This window comes from Enterobacter cloacae complex sp. IR5459 (assembly GCF_049238005.1).
GTDB lineage: Bacteria > Pseudomonadota > Gammaproteobacteria > Enterobacterales > Enterobacteriaceae > Enterobacter > Enterobacter hormaechei_C.
This window is the reverse complement of record NZ_JBMKIG010000001.1, coordinates 586,697-604,103: the sequence shown is the minus strand read 5'-3', so window position 1 is coordinate 604,103 and position 17,407 is coordinate 586,697. Positions and strand designations below refer to the sequence as shown.

Genomic DNA, 17,407 nt, shown 5'->3' with positions numbered 1-17,407 from the left:
TTATCTTCCTTCATTAATAATATGGGTACCCGTTTCACCGCGCAGCGCTGCGGGCAGGCAGTCCGGCGAGGTGATGATTACGCGCCTGCCGCCATGGCGTAAAAATTCCAGCGAAGCGACGATTTTTGGCAACATGCTACCTGCCGGGAAGTGGCCTTCATCCATGTAGCGCGTCATCTGCGCCACGTTGACGGTATCCAGCGCCTGCTGGTTCGGCTTGCCGAAGTTCACGCACACTTTCTCCACGCCGGTGGTGATCACCAGCACGTCGGCGCGGATCTCGCGCGCCAGCAGCGCGGTGGAGAGATCTTTATCGATAACCGCGTCCACGCTCTGGTAATCGCCCTGTTCACTGCGCACCACAGGAATGCCTCCGCCCCCCGCGCCGATGACCACAAAACCTTTCTGCGTTAGCGCCTTAATCGCATCCGCCTCGACGATGCGCCGCGGCTGGGGCGAGGCCACCACGCGGCGATAGCCCCGGCCTGAATCCTCGACAAAATGCCAGTCCGGGTGCGCGAGCTGTAGCTCGTCGCGCTGCGCCTCGCTGAAGAACGCGCCGATCGGTTTTGTCGGGTGCGTAAAGCCGGGATCGTTTTTATCCACCTCCACCTGGGTGACGACCGTGACCGCCTTTTGCTCGCCACGCGCCGCCAGGCGGTTGTTGAGCGCCTGCTGGATCAGGTAGCCGATGCCGCCCTGGGTATCCGCCACGCAGTTTGCCAGCGGGGTCAGCGGCAGCCCTTCCCGCTCGTGGGCGATTTCGGCGCGGCGCAGATCCAGCCCCACCTGCGGGCCATTGCCATGGGTGAGCACGATGTCATAGTCCGAGGCCAGCATTTCGAGCACCGACTCAGCCACCGCTTTGACCGCCTGCGCCTGATGCTCAATCGACTGGCTGGCGTTGTCTTTGATAATGCTGTTGCCGCCGATGGCGACGACCATAAGCTCTTTCATTTTGTTTCCTTTAGAAGGTGCGTTCTGGTGCCCTCACCCCGGCCCTCTCCCACAGGGAGAGGGGGATTAACAGAGGTATCCAGCACATGCTTCACCACAAACATCCCGCCCATCATCAGGTAGGCCGTGACAAACATCAGGGAACTGCCCTCGGCAAAGCCCACCACCGGGGCGTGGATCACGCCAAACAGCGCCAGCAGCGCGCCTCCTGCGGCGGCGACGGCCCCGCGCAGCGGTTTGTTGATAATGGCGAAGATGGCGATACAGCCCCAGAGCATGCTGGCGAGCGGCGCGCCGTTGCCGAGATGCATCAAGCCTTCGTAGTAGATCCCCTTGCTGTGCAGCACGTCTGTGCCAATTTTCGCCGCGCTGGTCCCCGCGGCGCTCATCACGCTGTTCATCATGGTCAGCGCCCAGTTGGCGATCCACGGGAACAGGCAGATGAAGATGACGGGCACCTCCACTTTCGGGGTTTCCCTCACCACCTGGTTGGCGGTGACGACGCCGATAAACACCAGAATCGGCACGATGGCGGTCATCGGTATGATGGCGAGCATAAAGGCCCCCAGCCCGAACAGCGGCACGATGAACATGGTCACGCCGGACGCCAGGGTGTAGCCGATGCTGGCGCCCATCGCTTTCCAGCCAGGATGGCCGACGTAGACCGTGACCGGGAACGGATTGCCCATCAGGCAGCCGAGCATCGAGGCCAGACCGTTCGCCAGCATTACCTTGCGGGTCGGGTATTCATCCCCCGCCGCGTGGGCGCTTTCGATGTTCTCCAGGTCAAAGATGTAGTTTGCCAGCCCCAGCGGTACGGCGGACGCCAGATAAGGCAGCGCGTGCGGCAGCCCCTGCATAAAGCTGTCCACGTGCACTTCCGGCGGGTTAAAGCCGAAGGATGACATGGACGCTTTAATGGCATCCGGGCTTTGCAGGCCGGAGATCCACGCAAGTAGAGTACCGGCAATTAACAGCAGCAGGCCGGTCGGGATACGGGCGAAAATCGGCTTTTTACCGAACCAGTTAATGAAGATCAGCAGCAGGACGATAAACGACACGGTCGGCGCTTCGAACGCCTGCAACATCGGGTTCATCGCCAGCAGCAGCAGGCCAAGACCGGACAGGCACGACAGCAGCACGGTGCGCGGGATCATCTTGCGGATGGTTTCCCCCAGGAAGGAACCGCCCGCGAGGATCATCGCTTCCACAAAGCACCACACCAGGCCAATCTGAATCGCGAAATCCGCATCGCCAGTTTGCTGGTAAACCGGCATTAAGACCAGGAAGGTCACGGTAAAAATCGACGGCGCGCTCGGGCCGGACGGCAACGCGGTGACGTCCGTTCGTCCGGTAGCGCGCGCCATTTGCAGGCCAAACCACGTATAGCAAAGACTCGCCACCAGCACCGCCAGCCCGAAGGCTGGCGCGATGCGTCCATAAACAATCTCCTTCGGGATGCCGACGACAAAAATGAGCAACCCCATCATGGTCAGCAAATTGGTCAGGTTGTTGGTCATCAACCCGAAATAAGCTGCCCAGTCACCTCTTTTCCACTCCAGTTTCATGTTTTTCATGGATGCATGCCTTATAAAAAGTAGCGATCGCGGAAGGTCAACAGCGCCTTTTCAAAACAGCTAAACGGCGGGTGAACGATGCCCGCCCCTATCATGCCGATGCCCGCGTCCTTATGGGCAATGGCGGTATTGATGACCGGCAGAATGCCGCTGCCCGCGACCTTCGTGATGTCGATGGCGGTCGGGATCCCCATAAAGGAGAGCAGCGGAATGGTGACGTTCGGGTTTTCGCCGAGGGTGATTTCGCGCATCTGGCGAGAAAAATCGATGGCTTCCTCCACCGTGCCGCCCACCAGTGCCACGATTGCCGGGGCCGTCGCCATCGCAAAGCCGCCGATGCCGTAGGTTTCGGTGATGGCGCTGTCGCCGATATCCAGCCCGGAGTCTTCCGGCTTATAGCCCGCGAACATCGGGCCGATCACCTGCTGCGCCGGGCCGGTGAACCACTGCCCCGGCAGGCCAGAAACGCGCAGGCCGAACTCGTAGCCGTTGCGCGCCATGGTGGTGACGACGGTGCTGTACTCAATGCCGTGGGCAGCATCCAGCGCGGCCTTACACATCGCCATCCACGTCGGACCGGAGAAATAGTCGCTGCTGGCGACAAACTCGAACACTTCACGCTGCTGCGCCACCGAATAGCCCGCCTGGATCAGCCCCGGCGTCAGCGCCTGAATAAGCAGCGTGGTGCCCGCGTTGTTGCGGTTGTGGCACTCGTCGCCCATGTGCAGCGCCTGGGCCAGCATCAGGCGCAGGTCGATTTCGCCGATAATGTTCATGGCGTCGCGCAGCATCGGGCCGAGCACGTCGCGCATCCAGTTCAGGCGCTCGATCACGCTCTGGTCATTAGCCCCCATACGCAGGATCTTCGCCATCTGCTCGCTGAGGTTGGTGAAGGCGCGGTTGCCGTAAGTTTTGTTCTCAACGATGTGCATAAACATCGACGCGGAGGTGACGCCCGCCATAGAGCCCACACAGTCGTGCTCGTGGCACGGTGAGAAGGTGATGTCGCCTGACGCCGCCAGCCTTGCGGCGTCCTCCAGATCCGTCGCCAGCCCTTCAAACACCAGCGCGCCGGTAACCGCGCCTTTCATCGCACCGCACATGTTTTCCCAGGTAACTGGCGGACCGGCGTGCAGAATGGTCGTGCGGGTCATGCCCGGCACCACGTTGATGGCCTGGTCATAGCCCACCAGCACCGGATGGGACTGAATAATCCGCTCCAGGGCAATTTTGTTCGCGGCGGCAATTTTCTCCGCCAGCGGTTTTTCCGCCAGCTGGTCGAGCGCTTTAACAACCTGCATATTGCCCTGCCCCGGCGGCGTCCAGTCGAGCTGGGTCACGGGAACGTGCTGCTTTTTGAGGTCGTCGCTGAACATCGCAATGCCGACGTTAATGACGTTTAGCGGCTGGTTGAATAAAGTGGTCATTATGCTTTCTCCCCTTTGCAGACAAATTCGCGTGCCAGTAATCCGGTGTTGGTGCTGCTGCTGGCCCAGATGACGCCTGCGTCGGTCAGCAGCTGGCACTGCTGCGCCAGCGACTGCGGATCCTGATCGGTGCCGAGCACGTAGCCGAGAATTTCCAGCGGACGGTTGTCGGCGTTCGCGATCGCCTGTGCCTCTTTGATCGCCTCGATCATCACCCCCACCGGATCGTCGTGCGCGCCAAAGCCCAGCACGAAGTCCATCACGATGACGCCCACCTGCGGATCGCGCGCCTCCTGTAGCAGGCGGCTGATGCGGTTGGTCGGGTCGATCATTGGGTGTGGCTTGCCGTTGGTGAAATCATCGTCACCGAAATCAAGGAAGGTGTGGGCCTGGCTAACGCTGATATCTTTCAGACGCCTGGCCGGGTCCGGCTGGATGTTGCTGTAAACATCGTCAAACTTCTCCAGCGCGGCAAACATCGCTTCGTCGCACAGGGTGCCGCCGCAGAACAGGCCGCGAATGTACTTCTGCTGCGACGTCAGGCGGGTGCGTACCTCTTCGATCAGCGGCCAGTTGAGCGGATGTAAATCCAGGTCGTCTTTTTTAATGCCGGTAAGCAGCACCGCTTTCAGGGCCGCCTCTTTGGTGCCACGAGCAAACTGCAAACCGTCTTCATCGGCAGGCGGTTCGTTGCGGCCCAGGAAGCACACAACTACAGGCTTGCGGCAGGCGCGTGCCCGGGCCAGCACCTTCTCAGCCACCGCGGGTGCTGGCGGTTTGGAGATGAGCGCTATCACCCGAGTCGCGTCGTCCGCCTCCAGCATGTCGATGGCGTCGAGCATCATCAGGCCGCCGATCTTCTCGCTAAGATCGCGTCCGCCGGTGCCGATCAACTGCGACACGCCGCCGCCGAACTCATGAATGCGCACGCTCAGCTCCTGGCTGCCGGTACCGGAGGCGCCAACGATGCCAATCGGCCCGCGACGCACCGCGTTGGCGAAGCACAGCCCCGCGCCGTTGATAATGGCGGTGCCGCAGTCAGGCCCCATCATCAGCAGACCCTTTTCATGCGCCAGCTGCTTCAGCGCCAGCTCGTCGTCGAGCGATACGTTATCGGAGAACAGCATCACGTTAAGATCGTTTTCCAGCGCCTGACGCGCTTCCCGGGCGGCGAAGGTGCCGTTGACGGAAATCACCGCCAGGTTGCTGTCCGGACGATGGGTTTTGGCGCTGGCAATCGACGCGTAGCGTGCTTCATGGGAGCCCGTGCGCTCTTTACGCGTGAACAGCGCTTCAATGGCGGCCAGGGTTTCATCATTTGCCGCGTCGCCTTTAATCACGATCATCAGGTCGCCATTTTTCGCGTCCGCTAATTCCGGCGTTAATAGCCCGAGGTTTTTTAATACGCCTTTGTTCATTTCCGTCGCCATCGCCACAAACGCCTGCTCGACGCCCGGCAATTTATTGGCTTTGGTGGAAACCGACATTAAGGAAACCGAATCGAAATACGTATTCTTTTTTATGACGATTTTGGTTGGCATTATTTTCACCTGTTTAAGATAAAAGGGGGCCGCCGTCGTGCTAAATGCACGTCGGTAACAATGCGTTTTTTCAGTAACGGCCAGCCAGGGGAAGGCTGACCGAATGCGCTACGCGCCTGCCGCCAGCAGCAGGTCTGCGATCGCGTTGAAGCCTTTTTCCCGTGCCAGTTCGAGCGGGGTTTTGCCGTATTTATCGGTCATGTGCGGGTTCGCGCCGTGATCCAGCAGCAGCTTCACAATTTCCTGCTGCTTTGCGCCGCCGTCGTTTAATACGATGGCCTCCAGCAACGGCGTCCAGCCGACAAAATTGGTGTGGTTGACGTTGATGTCGGTTTTTTCCAGCAGCTCACGCACGATTTCAACGTGCCCTTTTTCACTGGCAGGGGTAATGCCCACGCCGCCAAAGCGCGTCAGACGGTCGAGATCCGGATCCGCCGGAAGGAGAATGCGCAGCAGGGTTAAATCATTGGTCAGGCAGCTGATCAGGAAGGGGTTAAAACAGGTCTGGTCCTGTTTATCAATATCCGCCCCGGCGGCAATTAAAAATTCCACACAGGCGTAATGCTTTTTCAGGCTGGCAATAATAATGGCGGTTCTTTTCTGGCGGTTGGTTACGTTAATATCCACGCCTTTTTCCAGGCAGGCTTTTAGCGCGTCGATATTGCCCTCTTCTGCCGCCAGCAGAAATTCTGTAACCAGTGCAGTTGCAGACATATTCAGACTCCCTATGTTTCACTTCTGATGACCTGAGAATAGCAACAGCCTGGTCATAAAAGAATCCGCTTAAAAATGATTCATCGACACGCAATTCATTGTTGAGTTAAATTCAACGGTCCGGCAGAAACGTGCGTCTGTGCAACCTTTTTCTTATGTTTTACCGCTTTTACACGCGTCAGGCTGCATTATCCTTATGGCTGAAAAAACCTTACACAGCGCGGCCCTACGTAAAAATACAGAACTGTGACCAACATCAACTATGATGTAACACCAGTGTTAAAATATGTTCAAAACTGATGGTCACCAGGAGCCATAATATGAATTCCATCTTTACCGAAGAGAATTTGCTGGCCTTCACCACCGCGGCACGTTTCGGCAGTTTTAGCAAAGCGGCTGCCGAGCTGGGCGTAACCACCTCGGCCATCAGTTACACCATCAAACGCATGGAGACCGGCCTGGACGTGGTGCTGTTTGTACGCAACACGCGCAGCATTGAGCTGACCGAATCCGGTTTTTATTTTTATCGTAAAGCGACCGACCTGCTGAATGACTTTCATGCCATCAAGCGCGGGATTGATACCATTTCTCAGGGCATTGAGACGCGGGTGCGCATCTGCATAAATCAGCTTTTGTATACGCCACGCCATACCGCGCGTTTGCTCCAGGTGCTGAAAAAACAGTTTCCCACCTGCCAGATCACGGTGACGACCGAGGTGTATAACGGCGTCTGGGATTCCATCATTAATAATCAGGCCAATATCGCCATTGGCGCGCCGGATACGCTGCTGGACGGCGGCGGCATTGATTATACCGAGATAGGCGCGATCCGCTGGGTATTTGCCATCGCGCCCACGCATCCGCTGGCGTTCGCCCCGGAGCCCATCTCCGAAAGTCAGCTGCGTCTGTATCCCAATATCATGGTCGAGGATACCGCGCATACCATCAATAAGAAGGTGGGCTGGCTGCTTCACGGTCAGGAGGCGATTCTGGTGCCGGACTTCAACACGAAATGCCAGTGTCAGATCCTGGGGGAAGGTATTGGATTTTTACCGGAATACATGACGCGTGAGGCGGTGGAGGATGGGCTGCTGGTAACGCGGCGAATCAATAATCCGCGCCAGGATTCGCGCATGCTGCTCGCCACGCAGCATGCGGCGACCGGTCAGGTCACGCGCTGGATAAAACAGCAATTTGGCCCCGAAGGCGTGCTGACCCGGATCTACAGTGACTTACTGTGGCGTACCTAGCTCTTCGTCTGAACCCAAAATGCGTGGATAAGACCGGGGAAGTAGCCCAGGATGGTCAGAAGGATATTCAGAATAAACGCCCAGCCCAGCCCCTTGCCAAGCAGCACGCCCAGCGGCGGGAGAATAATCGTAAAAACAACGCGCCAAAAACCCATAAATAACTCCGTGCAAGCTAACCAATTGAAAATTATAAAAGACACTTCTCTAAGCGTAGCCAGTTTACGGGTAACTGCCATTCGTCTCTCGCGCTTTTACCTGCCTTTACCCTCTTTACACTGGCTTAAACCCGGCCTTAAATGCTCTACTGTTCTGAAATTGACCGTAAGGAAACATAATGTCTCTTCCTCTTATTTCGCCGCAGCAGGCAAACGCGCTTATTGCTGAAGGCGCCAAACTTATCGATATTCGCGACCCCGACGAGTATGCCCGCGAGCATATTCCGGTGGCGCACTCCATTCCGCTGGATTCGTTACCCGGCGGGCTTAACGCGGCGCCGGGAGAAACGGTGATTTTCCACTGTCAGTCCGGCGCACGAACCTCAAACAATGCTGCTCGTCTGGCGCAGGCAGCATCCCCTGCGAACGCCTGTGTGGTTGAGGGAGGCATTCAGGGCTGGAAACAGGCCGGGCTGCTGACCGTTGAAGATCGATCGCAGCCGCTTCCGCTGATGCGTCAGGTGCAGATCGCTGCCGGGCTGCTGATCCTCTGCGGCGTGGTGTTGGGTTACAGCGTCTCCAGCGGTTTTTTCCTGCTGAGCGGTTTTGTGGGCGCCGGGCTGCTGTTTGCCGGAGTGACAGGTTTTTGCGGTATGGCGCGACTGCTGAAAGTGATGCCGTGGAACCGACGTACCTGATAAGGAGTATCTGAAAGATTAGGCTGTACCCCGTCCCGGACGTGGGCTATGGTGAAGATCATGACAATGATGAGGAGGTGCTATGTTTTCTGTCGGTGATTATGTCCAACCGCGTCAGGGCGGTCCGAAACTGAAAGTGCTCGAAGTGAATGGTGAAAACATTGTGGCCGTGCAGGCCAGCGATGAGCAGGGCGAGAAATATCACCTGAAAGCGGCGGACGTAGTTCTGTACTCCGAAGAAGGTGACTTTGGCGTCTGCTAAGTCAATAATCGGGCGGAATACACCGCCCGAATAATCATCAGATCAGGAAATCGTCCAGCGATTTACCGTTTGCCAGTGCGGTCGCAATTGGCTTTGGCGTACGTCCCTGACCGGTCCAGGTTTTTTCTTCACCGTTCGCGTCAATAAAACGATATTTCGCCGCACGCGCTTTACGTTTTTTCGTCGGCTGACCCGCCTGCGCCAGGTCACTGCCTAACAGATCGCTCGGAGAAATACCGTCAGCTTTCATCAGTTCCAGCAGAGCATTAATTTTATCCTGCTGTTCAGCGCGTTGACGCTCTAATTCAGCCTGCTCGCTGCGTTTTTCTTCAGTGATAATCCGGAATTTTTCCAGCACTTCTTCCAGAACATCCATGGATAATTCACGTGCCAGCGCCCGGAGGGTACGAATATTATTAAGATTCTGTAACGTTAAAGCCATAATAATGAAAAACCTTTCTTCGTGTGTATAACATAAATCAGGCAACAGAATAATTGATTTTGGTTCTGATATCTACCCACCCTGACGTTTTGACATTATTGTAAATGTTTTAGAATATCCCGTTAATATAACCCTGAAATATATGTCTGTTTTAAAGCGTAATATACCGCCCTTCCCCCAGGCCAAAAAACCCTGTTTTAAACCGTTCAAAAAACCGCCTCCAAAATCCCACACAACAAAGGTTTCACACGCGCATAGATAATCTAATTCATTGATATATTTCACTAAAATAGGTGCGAGGAGAGAAAATAACGAAGCGCGCAAAAAACGCACAATTTTAGAGAATTTTATGGCTAAAGCGCCAGTAAATAAAAATTAATCACTACTTGTTAGTTAAAAGCCAGAGAGATACGCTATACACTCAAAACAAACCAACCTAAAGCACTAAAGGCCGCAGGTAAAACGCCACTTTTTTGTCCTGTTCGAGGAGTTCAGACATGTTCTCACCGCAGTCTCGCCTGCGCCATGCGGTAGCGGATACGTTCGCGATGGTCGTTTACTGTTCCGTCGTGAATATGCTGATTGAAATTTTCCTGTCGGGAATGTCCTTTGAGCAATCTCTCTCGTCGCGCCTGGTGGCCATTCCGGTGAATATCATGATCGCCTGGCCGTACGGCCTGTACCGCGATGCAGTGATGCGTTTAGCCCGGCGTATTAGCCCGGCGGGTTGGGTAAAAAACCTGGCGGACGTGCTGGCTTACGTGACGTTCCAGTCCCCGGTGTATGTGTTTATTTTGCTGACGGTGGGCGCAGACTGGCATCAAATCGCCGCTGCGGTAAGTTCAAATATCGTGGTATCCATGCTGATGGGTGCGGTGTACGGTTACTTTCTTGACTACTGCCGCCGCCTGTTCAAAGTCAGCCCTTATAGCCAGGCAAAAGCGTAAGGTAAGGCGACTGGCTCATGCCAGTCGCAGAGTTATTGTACGTCGCCAAACAGCCCTTTCAGGAATCGCTCCAGCGCCATACGCGAGCTGAAACCGTGCGGAATACCATAATGTTCATGCGTCTCGCCGCCTAAATAGAGCGGAAATTGCTGATAATGATCGCAGGTTTTAATATCCGAGGCGGGCTCAGCAAATGACAGGCTTCTGTCTTTGAGTGTCGGGTGAATAATGAGAGCAGTACGCCCCATTCTTGCTTCACGGTTGACGTAAACATAATTCTCACCACGGCGATATCCGTATGCTTTTGATGTTACCTCATCCATGGTGAACCCTTCTTTTTCAAGAACGCGCGCCACCTCATCGGGTCGTAAATACATATCTTTTCCTCATTATCATTCCTGCCCGGCAACCTTACAGTATTCAGCATTAGCAGGGCTTTCAGAATATTCCATAAACTGCCCGATAAGCCGTGACTCGCTTCAGATATTACATTTCTGGACTAAACTAAACGGGAACACAAATTATGGAGGATCGTATGTTTAACAGACCGAACCGAAACGATATTAATGACGACACACAGGATATTCGTAACGATGTCAGCCAATTAGCGGACACGCTGGAAGCCGTATTGAAATCCTGGGGCTCTGACGCGAAGGACGAAGCAGATGCCGCGAAACGTAAGGCTCAGTCTCTGCTGCGTGAAACGCGGGCAAGGATGAACGGCCGCTCACGTACCACTCAGGCGGCCTGCGACATGGCCAGCTGCGCCACCACCTTCGTACGTGAAAAACCGCTTTGTACGCTGGGAACGGTCGCGGCGGTCGGGATTTTTGTCGGCGCCCTGCTTAGTCTGCGTAAGTAAGCGCGCGTTCTTAGCCCCGGTAGCCTCAGGCGCCGGGGCTTTTCTTTGCCTGACAACCTGAAAAAACCGTACAGCCCGCCCTGCCCCGCCAGGCTCATCATCGGGGCCTTATTAATCTGAATTTCCCATATCTTGTGTGGTTGAAACTTATATAAACTACATCTAGTATTCCCTTTAGTAAGACACACACAATATGACGCGTTTACTCGCGCCGTCCTCTCATTTTAAATGGAAATGCGAATCATGAGCATTATTATTTACACTCGTAACGATTGTGTTCAGTGCCACGCCACGAAACGGGCGATGGAGAGCCGCGGCGTGGCATTTGAGATGGTCAATATTGATCAGGTGCCCGATGCGGCAGACACCCTGCGGGCGCAGGGTTTCCGTCAGCTTCCGGTTGTGGTTGCCGGCGACACCAGCTGGTCTGGCTTCCGTCCGGACATGATCAACCGCCTTGCCGCTCAGGGCGTCAGTGCATGAGCACGCTGGTCTACTTTTCCAGCAGCTCGGAAAACACGCTTCGGTTTATGGAGCGTCTCGGGCTGCCCGCGATACGCATTCCGCTGAACGAGCGGGAGCGTATTCAGGTAGACGAACCCTACATTCTGGTGGTGCCCAGCTATGGCGGTGGCGGCACCGCAGGGGCGGTGCCTCGTCAGGTGATCCGCTTTCTGAACGATCCCCATAACCGGCAGCTTATTCGCGGCGTGATCGCCGCAGGCAATCGCAACTTCGGCGAGGCCTTTGCCCGCGCCGGGGATGTCATCTCTCAAAAATGCGGCGTGCCGTATCTCTATCGTTTTGAACTGATGGGGACACAGCAGGACGTAGAGAACGTGCGTAAAGGAGTGAACGAATTTTGGCAACGACAACCGCAGAGCGCGTGATTCAGGCAACGCCGGATTACCACGCATTAAACGCCATGCTAAACCTCTATGACCGGGAGGGGCGCATTCAGTTTGATAAAGATCGTGAGGCGGTGGACGCCTTTTTTGCCGCTCATGTGCGCCCGAACAGCATCGTTTTTGGCAGCCAGCAGGAACGTCTCGACTGGCTGGTAAAAGAGGGTTATTACGAAGAGCGTGTCCTGACCCGCTACGACCGCGCCTTCGTGGTGGCATTGTTTGAACGGGCGCACGCCAGCGGTTTTCGCTTCCAGACGTTTCTCGGCGCGTGGAAGTATTACACCAGCTACACCCTGAAAACCTTTGACGGCAAACGCTATTTAGAAAGCTTTGAAGATCGGGTGGTGATGGTGGCGCTGACGCTGGCGCAGGGCGATGAAGTGCTGGCCGAAAGCCTCACGGAGGAGATCCTCTCCGGCCGCTTCCAGCCCGCCACGCCAACGTTCCTTAACTGCGGGAAAGCCCAGCGCGGCGAGCTGGTCTCCTGCTTCCTGCTGCGTATTGAAGACAATATGGAGTCGATTGGCCGTGCGGTAAATTCGGCGCTACAGCTTTCGAAACGCGGCGGCGGTGTGGCATTTCTGCTTTCGAACCTGCGGGAAGCGGGCGCGCCGATTAAGCGCATCGAAAATCAGTCCTCCGGCGTCATCCCGGTGATGAAGATGCTGGAAGATGCCTTTTCGTACGCCAACCAGCTTGGCGCGCGTCAGGGCGCGGGTGCGGTTTATCTGCACGCGCACCACCCGGACATTCTGCGTTTTCTGGATACCAAACGTGAAAACGCCGATGAAAAGATCCGCATTAAAACCCTGTCGCTCGGCGTGGTGATCCCGGATATCACGTTTAAGCTGGCTAAAGAGAATGCCGACATGGCGCTCTTCTCACCGTATGATGTTGAGCGGATTTACGGCAAAGCCTTTGGCGACGTGGCGATAAGCGAGCTGTACGACGAGCTGGTGGCCGACGATCGCATTCGTAAAAAAACCATCAACGCCCGGGATTTCTTCCAGACGCTGGCTGAAATTCAGTTTGAATCCGGTTATCCGTACATCATGTACGAGGATACGGTGAACCGCGCCAACCCGATTGGCGGGCGCATCAACATGAGCAATCTGTGCTCGGAGATTTTGCAGGTCAACAGCGCGTCCAGCTACGACGAGAACCTCGACTACGCGGACGTGGGCAAGGATATCTCCTGTAACCTCGGGTCGCTGAATATTGCCCACACCATGGACTCTCCCGATTTTGGCCGCACGGTAGAGACCGCCATTCGCGGACTGACGGCGGTATCAGACATGAGCCACATCCGCAGCGTACCGTCTATTGAAGCGGGCAACGCCGCGTCGCATGCCATCGGCCTTGGGCAGATGAACCTGCACGGCTATCTGGCGCGGGAGGGCATCGCCTACGGCAGCCCCGAAGGGCTGGATTTCACCAACCTTTATTTCTACACCGTCACCTGGCATGCGCTGCATACCTCGATGATGCTGGCGCGCGAACGCCACCAGCGGTTCGCAGGCTTTGAGCAGTCCCGCTACGCCAGCGGAGAGTATTTCAGCCAGTATCTGGAAGGCGACTGGCAGCCGAAAACCGAAAAAGTACGCGCGCTGTTTGCCCGCGCTGGCATCACCCTGCCGACGCGTGAGATGTGGCAACAGCTGCGTGAAGAGGTGATGCGCTACGGCATTTATAACCAGAACCTTCAGGCGGTGCCGCCAACCGGCTCCATTTCCTATATCAATCACGCCACGTCGAGCATCCACCCTATCGTGTCGAAGATTGAAATCCGTAAGGAAGGCAAAACCGGGCGCGTCTACTACCCTGCCCCGTTTATGACCAATGAGAATCTGGCTCTGTACCAGGACGCCTATGAAATTGGCCCGGAAAAGATCATTGATACCTACGCCGAGGCGACTAAACATGTGGATCAGGGGCTGTCGCTGACGCTCTTCTTCCCGGACACCGCCACCACGCGGGATATCAACAAAGCGCAGATCTACGCCTGGAAGAAAGGCATCAAAACGCTGTACTACATTCGCCTGCGCCAGCTCGCGCTGGAAGGCACCGAAATTGAAGGCTGCGTGTCCTGCGCGCTGTAAGGAGAAAGGATGAAACTGTCACGCGTAAGCGCCGTTAACTGGAACAAAATTCAGGATGATAAAGACCTGGAGGTATGGAACCGCCTGACCAGCAACTTCTGGCTGCCGGAAAAGGTGCCGCTCTCCAACGATATTCCGGCCTGGCAAACTCTGAGCCATGCCGAGCAGCAGCTGACAATCCGCGTCTTCACCGGCCTGACGCTGCTGGACACCATTCAGAATACCGTGGGTGCGCCCGCGCTGATGAGTGATGCGCTGACCCCGCACGAGGAGGCGGTAATGTCGAATATCAGCTTTATGGAGGCGGTGCATGCCCGCTCTTACAGCTCGATTTTCTCCACTCTGTGCCAGACCAGGGACGTGGACGCCGCCTACGCCTGGAGTGAAGAGAGCGCGTCATTGCAGCGCAAGGCAGATCTGGTGCTGGAATATTACCGGGCCGACGAGCCGCTGAAGAAGAAGATCGCCAGCGTATTCCTGGAATCTTTCCTCTTCTATTCCGGCTTCTGGCTGCCTATGTACTGGTCGAGCCGGGGCAAGCTCACCAACACCGCCGATTTGATTCGCCTCATCATCCGCGATGAAGCGGTACACGGGTATTACATCGGCTATAAGTACCAGAAAGGACTGGAGAAAGTCACCCCGGAAAAACGCGAGGAACTCAAAGGTTTTGCCCTCGATTTACTGATGGATCTGTATGACAACGAGCTGAGTTATACCGAGGAGCTGTACGCCGGAACGGGCTGGGAAGAGGACGTAAAAGCCTTCCTCTGCTACAACGCCAACAAGGCGCTGATGAACCTGGGCTACGAAGCGTTATTCCCACCGGAAATGGCGGAAGTGAACCCGGCGATCCTCGCGGCGCTGTCGCCCAACGCCGATGAAAACCACGACTTCTTTTCCGGGTCCGGCTCGTCGTACGTGATGGGTAAAGCGGTGGAGACGCAAGACGAGGACTGGGATTTTTAATGAATGAATTAACGTTCATTAATTAACTCTGCATTTCATTATTTCCAGCCAAATATTCCACCAGGTACTACACTGTAATTTCCCCGTCATATTCGCCTGAAACACACCGATTCAGGCGAAATTTCCCCATGCAGCAGCAAAAAATTGAGAAAAATTCAAACCGCCCTCAGCCCTTTATTCATGGGAAATTCAGCCGTTTCGCTTGCGGCAAAATTCTGGCCTTCGGCTGGCCCAGGGTTGTCTCAGATTCTGAGTATGTTAGGGTAATGCCAGTTAACTATTTACCATGGTAATCATATCGACATAAACAAATAACAGGACACTCTCTATTGCATGGCAATTAAATTAGAAGTGAAAAATCTTTATAAAGTATTTGGCGAGCACCCGCAGCGTGCTTTCAAATATATTGAGAAAGGCCTTTCGAAAGAGCAAATTCTGGAAAAAACCGGGCTATCGCTTGGCGTTAAAGACGCCAGTCTGGCCATTGAAGAAGGCGAGATTTTTGTCATCATGGGATTATCCGGTTCGGGTAAATCCACTATGGTTCGCCTTCTCAATCGCCTGATTGAACCCACCCGCGGACAGGTGCTGATTGACGGCGTTGATATCGCCAGAATATCAGACGCGGAACTCCGCGAGGTGCGCAGAAAGAAAATTGCGATGGTGTTTCAGTCATTTGCACTGATGCCGCACATGACGGTACTCGATAATACCGCCTTTGGCATGGAGTTAGCCGGTATCCCCGCTCAGGAACGTCAGGAAAAAGCCCTTGATGCACTGCGTCAGGTCGGGCTGGAAAATTATGCTCATGCGTATCCGGATGAACTCTCCGGCGGTATGCGTCAGCGTGTGGGATTAGCGCGCGCATTAGCGATTAATCCGGATATTTTATTAATGGACGAAGCCTTCTCGGCGCTCGATCCCTTAATTCGCACCGAGATGCAGGATGAGCTGGTAAAATTACAGGCCAAACATCAGCGCACCATTGTTTTTATTTCTCACGATTTGGATGAAGCCATGCGTATTGGTGACCGTATCGCCATTATGCAAAATGGTGAAGTGGTGCAGGTCGGCACACCGGATGAAATTCTCAATAATCCGGCGAATGATTATGTGCGCACCTTCTTCCGCGGCGTGGATATTAGCCACGTATTCAGTGCGAAAGATATTGCCCGTCGAACACCAAACGGCATTATTCGAAAAACGCCAGGTTTTGGTCCGCGCTCCGCGCTGAAGCTGTTGCAGGACGAAGACCGTGAATACGGTTATCTGGTTGAACGCGGCAATAAATTTGTCGGCGTGGTCTCCATCGACTCCCTGAAAACCGCCCTGAGCGAAAACCAGGGAATCGATGCAGCGTTGATTGACGCTCCGCTTGCCGTGGACGCCGAAACGCCGCTCAGCGAGTTGCTCTCTCACGTGGGTCAGGCGCCGTGCGCCGTGCCGGTCGTCGGTGAAGAACAACAGTACGTTGGCATCATCTCAAAACGGATGCTGCTACAGGCTTTAGATCGCGAGGGGACAAACAATGGCTGATCAATCAAACCCATGGGGCACCACTGAAGCAGCGGACAGCGCGGCGCAATCTGCCGATGCGTGGGGTTCGACGCCTGCGCCTGCCGATGGCGGCGGCGCGGCAGACTGGCTCAACAGCGCACCGGCGCCTGCCCCAGAGCATTTCAATATTATGGATCCGTTCCACAAGACGCTGATCCCGCTGGATAGCTGGGTAACGGAGGGGATCGACTGGGTCGTTACCCACTTCCGTCCGGTGTTCCAGGGGATCCGCATCCCGGTGGATTACATCCTGAACGGCTTCCAGCAGCTGATGCTGGGCATGCCCGCGCCGGTGGCGATTATCCTGTTCTCGCTGATCGCATGGCAGTTCGGCAGCGCGGGTATGGGGATCGCCACGCTGATCTCCCTGATTGCCATCGGCGCGATTGGCGCGTGGTCTCAGGCGATGATCACCCTGGCGCTGGTGCTGACCGCCCTGCTGTTCTGCGTGGTGATCGGCCTGCCGATGGGGATCTGGCTGGCGCGCAGCCCCCGGGCCGCGAAAATTATCCGCCCGCTGCTGGATGCGATGCAGACCACGCCAGCGTTCGTTTACCTGGTGCCTATCGTGATGCTGTTCGGCATCGGTAACGTACCGGGGGTGGTCGTGACCATTATCTTCGCCCTTCCGCCAATTATTCGTCTGACCATTCTGGGCATTAACCAGGTGCCTGCGGATCTGATAGAGGCATCGCGCTCGTTCGGCGCCAGCCCGCGTCAGATGCTGTTTAAGGTTCAGCTTCCGCTGGCGATGCCGACCATTATGGCAGGTGTTAACCAGACGCTGATGCTGGCGCTGTCGATGGTGGTGATCGCCTCAATGATTGCCGTTGGCGGGTTAGGTCAGATGGTACTGCGCGGCATTGGCCGTCTCGATATGGGGCTGGCGACCGTCGGCGGCGTCGGGATTGTGATCCTCGCCATCATTCTTGACCGCCTGACCCAGGCTGTCGGTCGTGATTCACGCAGTCGCGGCAACCGTCGCTGGTACACCACCGGCCCTGTCGGGTTACTCACCCGCCCATTCACAAAATAAGGAACA

Annotated in this window: 19 protein-coding genes; 11 read left to right on the top strand and 8 right to left on the bottom strand. The window is 55.7% G+C overall.

Translation table 11 applies throughout. The annotated features are described in order from the left end of the window. From ACOTX4_RS02930 to ACOTX4_RS02910, 5 genes are all read right to left on the bottom strand, one after another. Positions 1-957: a carbamate kinase family protein gene (locus tag ACOTX4_RS02930; protein ID WP_022651711.1), complete on the bottom strand. Its 957-nt coding sequence runs from the start codon at positions 955-957 to the stop codon at positions 1-3. After that, positions 954-2,534: a hypothetical protein gene (locus tag ACOTX4_RS02925; RefSeq protein WP_022651712.1), complete on the bottom strand. Its 1,581-nt coding sequence runs from the start codon at positions 2,532-2,534 to the stop codon at positions 954-956. Before ACOTX4_RS02925 ends, ACOTX4_RS02930 begins: the two co-directional genes overlap by 4 nt. Before the next feature lie 11 nt (positions 2,535-2,545). Further along, positions 2,546-3,961, bottom strand: coding sequence for a DUF1116 domain-containing protein (locus ACOTX4_RS02920; RefSeq protein WP_045331233.1), 1,416 nt, complete (start codon positions 3,959-3,961; stop codon positions 2,546-2,548). Then, positions 3,961-5,502: an acyl-CoA synthetase FdrA gene (fdrA, locus tag ACOTX4_RS02915; protein ID WP_045331235.1), complete on the bottom strand. Its 1,542-nt coding sequence runs from the start codon at positions 5,500-5,502 to the stop codon at positions 3,961-3,963. Before fdrA ends, ACOTX4_RS02920 begins: the two co-directional genes overlap by 1 nt. Positions 5,503-5,610: 108 nt before the next feature. Next, entirely contained in the window at positions 5,611-6,216 is a 606-nt protein-coding gene (locus tag ACOTX4_RS02910) for an ankyrin repeat domain-containing protein (RefSeq protein WP_023323649.1), read from the bottom strand. A 320-nt stretch (positions 6,217-6,536) separates the two neighbouring features. Here ACOTX4_RS02910 and ACOTX4_RS02905 point away from each other — a divergent pair, with 320 nt between their 5' ends. Then, positions 6,537-7,466 carry a LysR substrate-binding domain-containing protein gene (locus ACOTX4_RS02905; RefSeq protein WP_015571650.1) on the top strand — a complete coding sequence of 310 codons (930 nt, stop codon included), beginning with the start codon at positions 6,537-6,539 and terminating at the stop codon, positions 7,464-7,466. Here the strand turns inward: ACOTX4_RS02905 and ACOTX4_RS02900 are convergent. Continuing rightward, a complete protein-coding gene (locus ACOTX4_RS02900; protein WP_003862203.1) occupies positions 7,463-7,621 on the bottom strand; it encodes a YqaE/Pmp3 family membrane protein in 159 nt (52 codons plus the stop codon). The genes ACOTX4_RS02905 and ACOTX4_RS02900 overlap by 4 nt on opposite strands. 179 nt (positions 7,622-7,800) lie before the next feature. On the opposite strand from ACOTX4_RS02900, the gene ACOTX4_RS02895 reads away from it, so the two are divergent. Further along, entirely contained in the window at positions 7,801-8,319 is a 519-nt protein-coding gene (locus tag ACOTX4_RS02895; RefSeq protein ID WP_023314705.1) for a rhodanese family protein, read from the top strand. A gap of 82 nt (positions 8,320-8,401) precedes the next feature. Further along, positions 8,402-8,581 (top strand): hypothetical protein, encoded by a 180-nt coding sequence (locus ACOTX4_RS02890; protein WP_003862199.1) that lies wholly within the window; start codon positions 8,402-8,404, stop codon positions 8,579-8,581. A 37-nt stretch (positions 8,582-8,618) separates the two neighbouring features. Here the strand turns inward: ACOTX4_RS02890 and stpA are convergent, their stop codons facing one another. Next, positions 8,619-9,023 (bottom strand): DNA-binding protein StpA, encoded by a 405-nt coding sequence (stpA, locus tag ACOTX4_RS02885; protein ID WP_045331237.1) that lies wholly within the window; start codon positions 9,021-9,023, stop codon positions 8,619-8,621. A 497-nt stretch (positions 9,024-9,520) separates the two neighbouring features. Between stpA and alaE the strand changes: the two genes are divergently transcribed. After that, positions 9,521-9,970 carry an L-alanine exporter AlaE gene (gene alaE / locus ACOTX4_RS02880; RefSeq protein ID WP_022651718.1) on the top strand — a complete coding sequence of 150 codons (450 nt, stop codon included), beginning with the start codon at positions 9,521-9,523 and terminating at the stop codon, positions 9,968-9,970. A 32-nt stretch (positions 9,971-10,002) separates the two neighbouring features. Here the strand turns inward: alaE and ACOTX4_RS02875 are convergent, their stop codons facing one another. After that, entirely contained in the window at positions 10,003-10,347 is a 345-nt protein-coding gene (locus tag ACOTX4_RS02875) for a DUF2002 family protein (RefSeq protein ID WP_006811693.1), read from the bottom strand. Between the two features lie 158 nt (positions 10,348-10,505). On the opposite strand from ACOTX4_RS02875, the gene ACOTX4_RS02870 reads away from it, so the two are divergent. From ACOTX4_RS02870 to proW, 7 genes are all read left to right on the top strand, one after another. Beyond that, positions 10,506-10,832, top strand: coding sequence for a DUF883 domain-containing protein (locus tag ACOTX4_RS02870; protein WP_017382769.1), 327 nt, complete (start codon positions 10,506-10,508; stop codon positions 10,830-10,832). A gap of 243 nt (positions 10,833-11,075) precedes the next feature. Next, the gene (gene nrdH / locus ACOTX4_RS02865; protein ID WP_017382770.1) at positions 11,076-11,315 is read left to right on the top strand and encodes a glutaredoxin-like protein NrdH; all 240 of its coding nucleotides are present in this window, start codon (positions 11,076-11,078) and stop codon (positions 11,313-11,315) included. Continuing rightward, positions 11,312-11,722 (top strand): class Ib ribonucleoside-diphosphate reductase assembly flavoprotein NrdI, encoded by a 411-nt coding sequence (nrdI, locus tag ACOTX4_RS02860; RefSeq protein WP_003862188.1) that lies wholly within the window; start codon positions 11,312-11,314, stop codon positions 11,720-11,722. Before nrdH ends, nrdI begins: the two co-directional genes overlap by 4 nt. After that, a complete protein-coding gene (gene nrdE, locus ACOTX4_RS02855; RefSeq protein ID WP_032660085.1) occupies positions 11,695-13,839 on the top strand; it encodes a class 1b ribonucleoside-diphosphate reductase subunit alpha in 2,145 nt (714 codons plus the stop codon). Before nrdI ends, nrdE begins: the two co-directional genes overlap by 28 nt. Before the next feature lie 9 nt (positions 13,840-13,848). Next, positions 13,849-14,808: a class 1b ribonucleoside-diphosphate reductase subunit beta gene (gene nrdF, locus ACOTX4_RS02850; protein WP_022649130.1), complete on the top strand. Its 960-nt coding sequence runs from the start codon at positions 13,849-13,851 to the stop codon at positions 14,806-14,808. Positions 14,809-15,141: 333 nt separating this feature from the next. Continuing rightward, positions 15,142-16,344: a glycine betaine/L-proline ABC transporter ATP-binding protein ProV gene (gene proV / locus ACOTX4_RS02845; protein ID WP_022651720.1), complete on the top strand. Its 1,203-nt coding sequence runs from the start codon at positions 15,142-15,144 to the stop codon at positions 16,342-16,344. Further along, entirely contained in the window at positions 16,337-17,401 is a 1,065-nt protein-coding gene (proW, locus tag ACOTX4_RS02840) for a glycine betaine/L-proline ABC transporter permease ProW (RefSeq protein ID WP_015571659.1), read from the top strand. The genes proV and proW overlap by 8 nt, the downstream gene beginning before the upstream one ends. Positions 17,402-17,407: the final 6 nt, after the last annotated feature.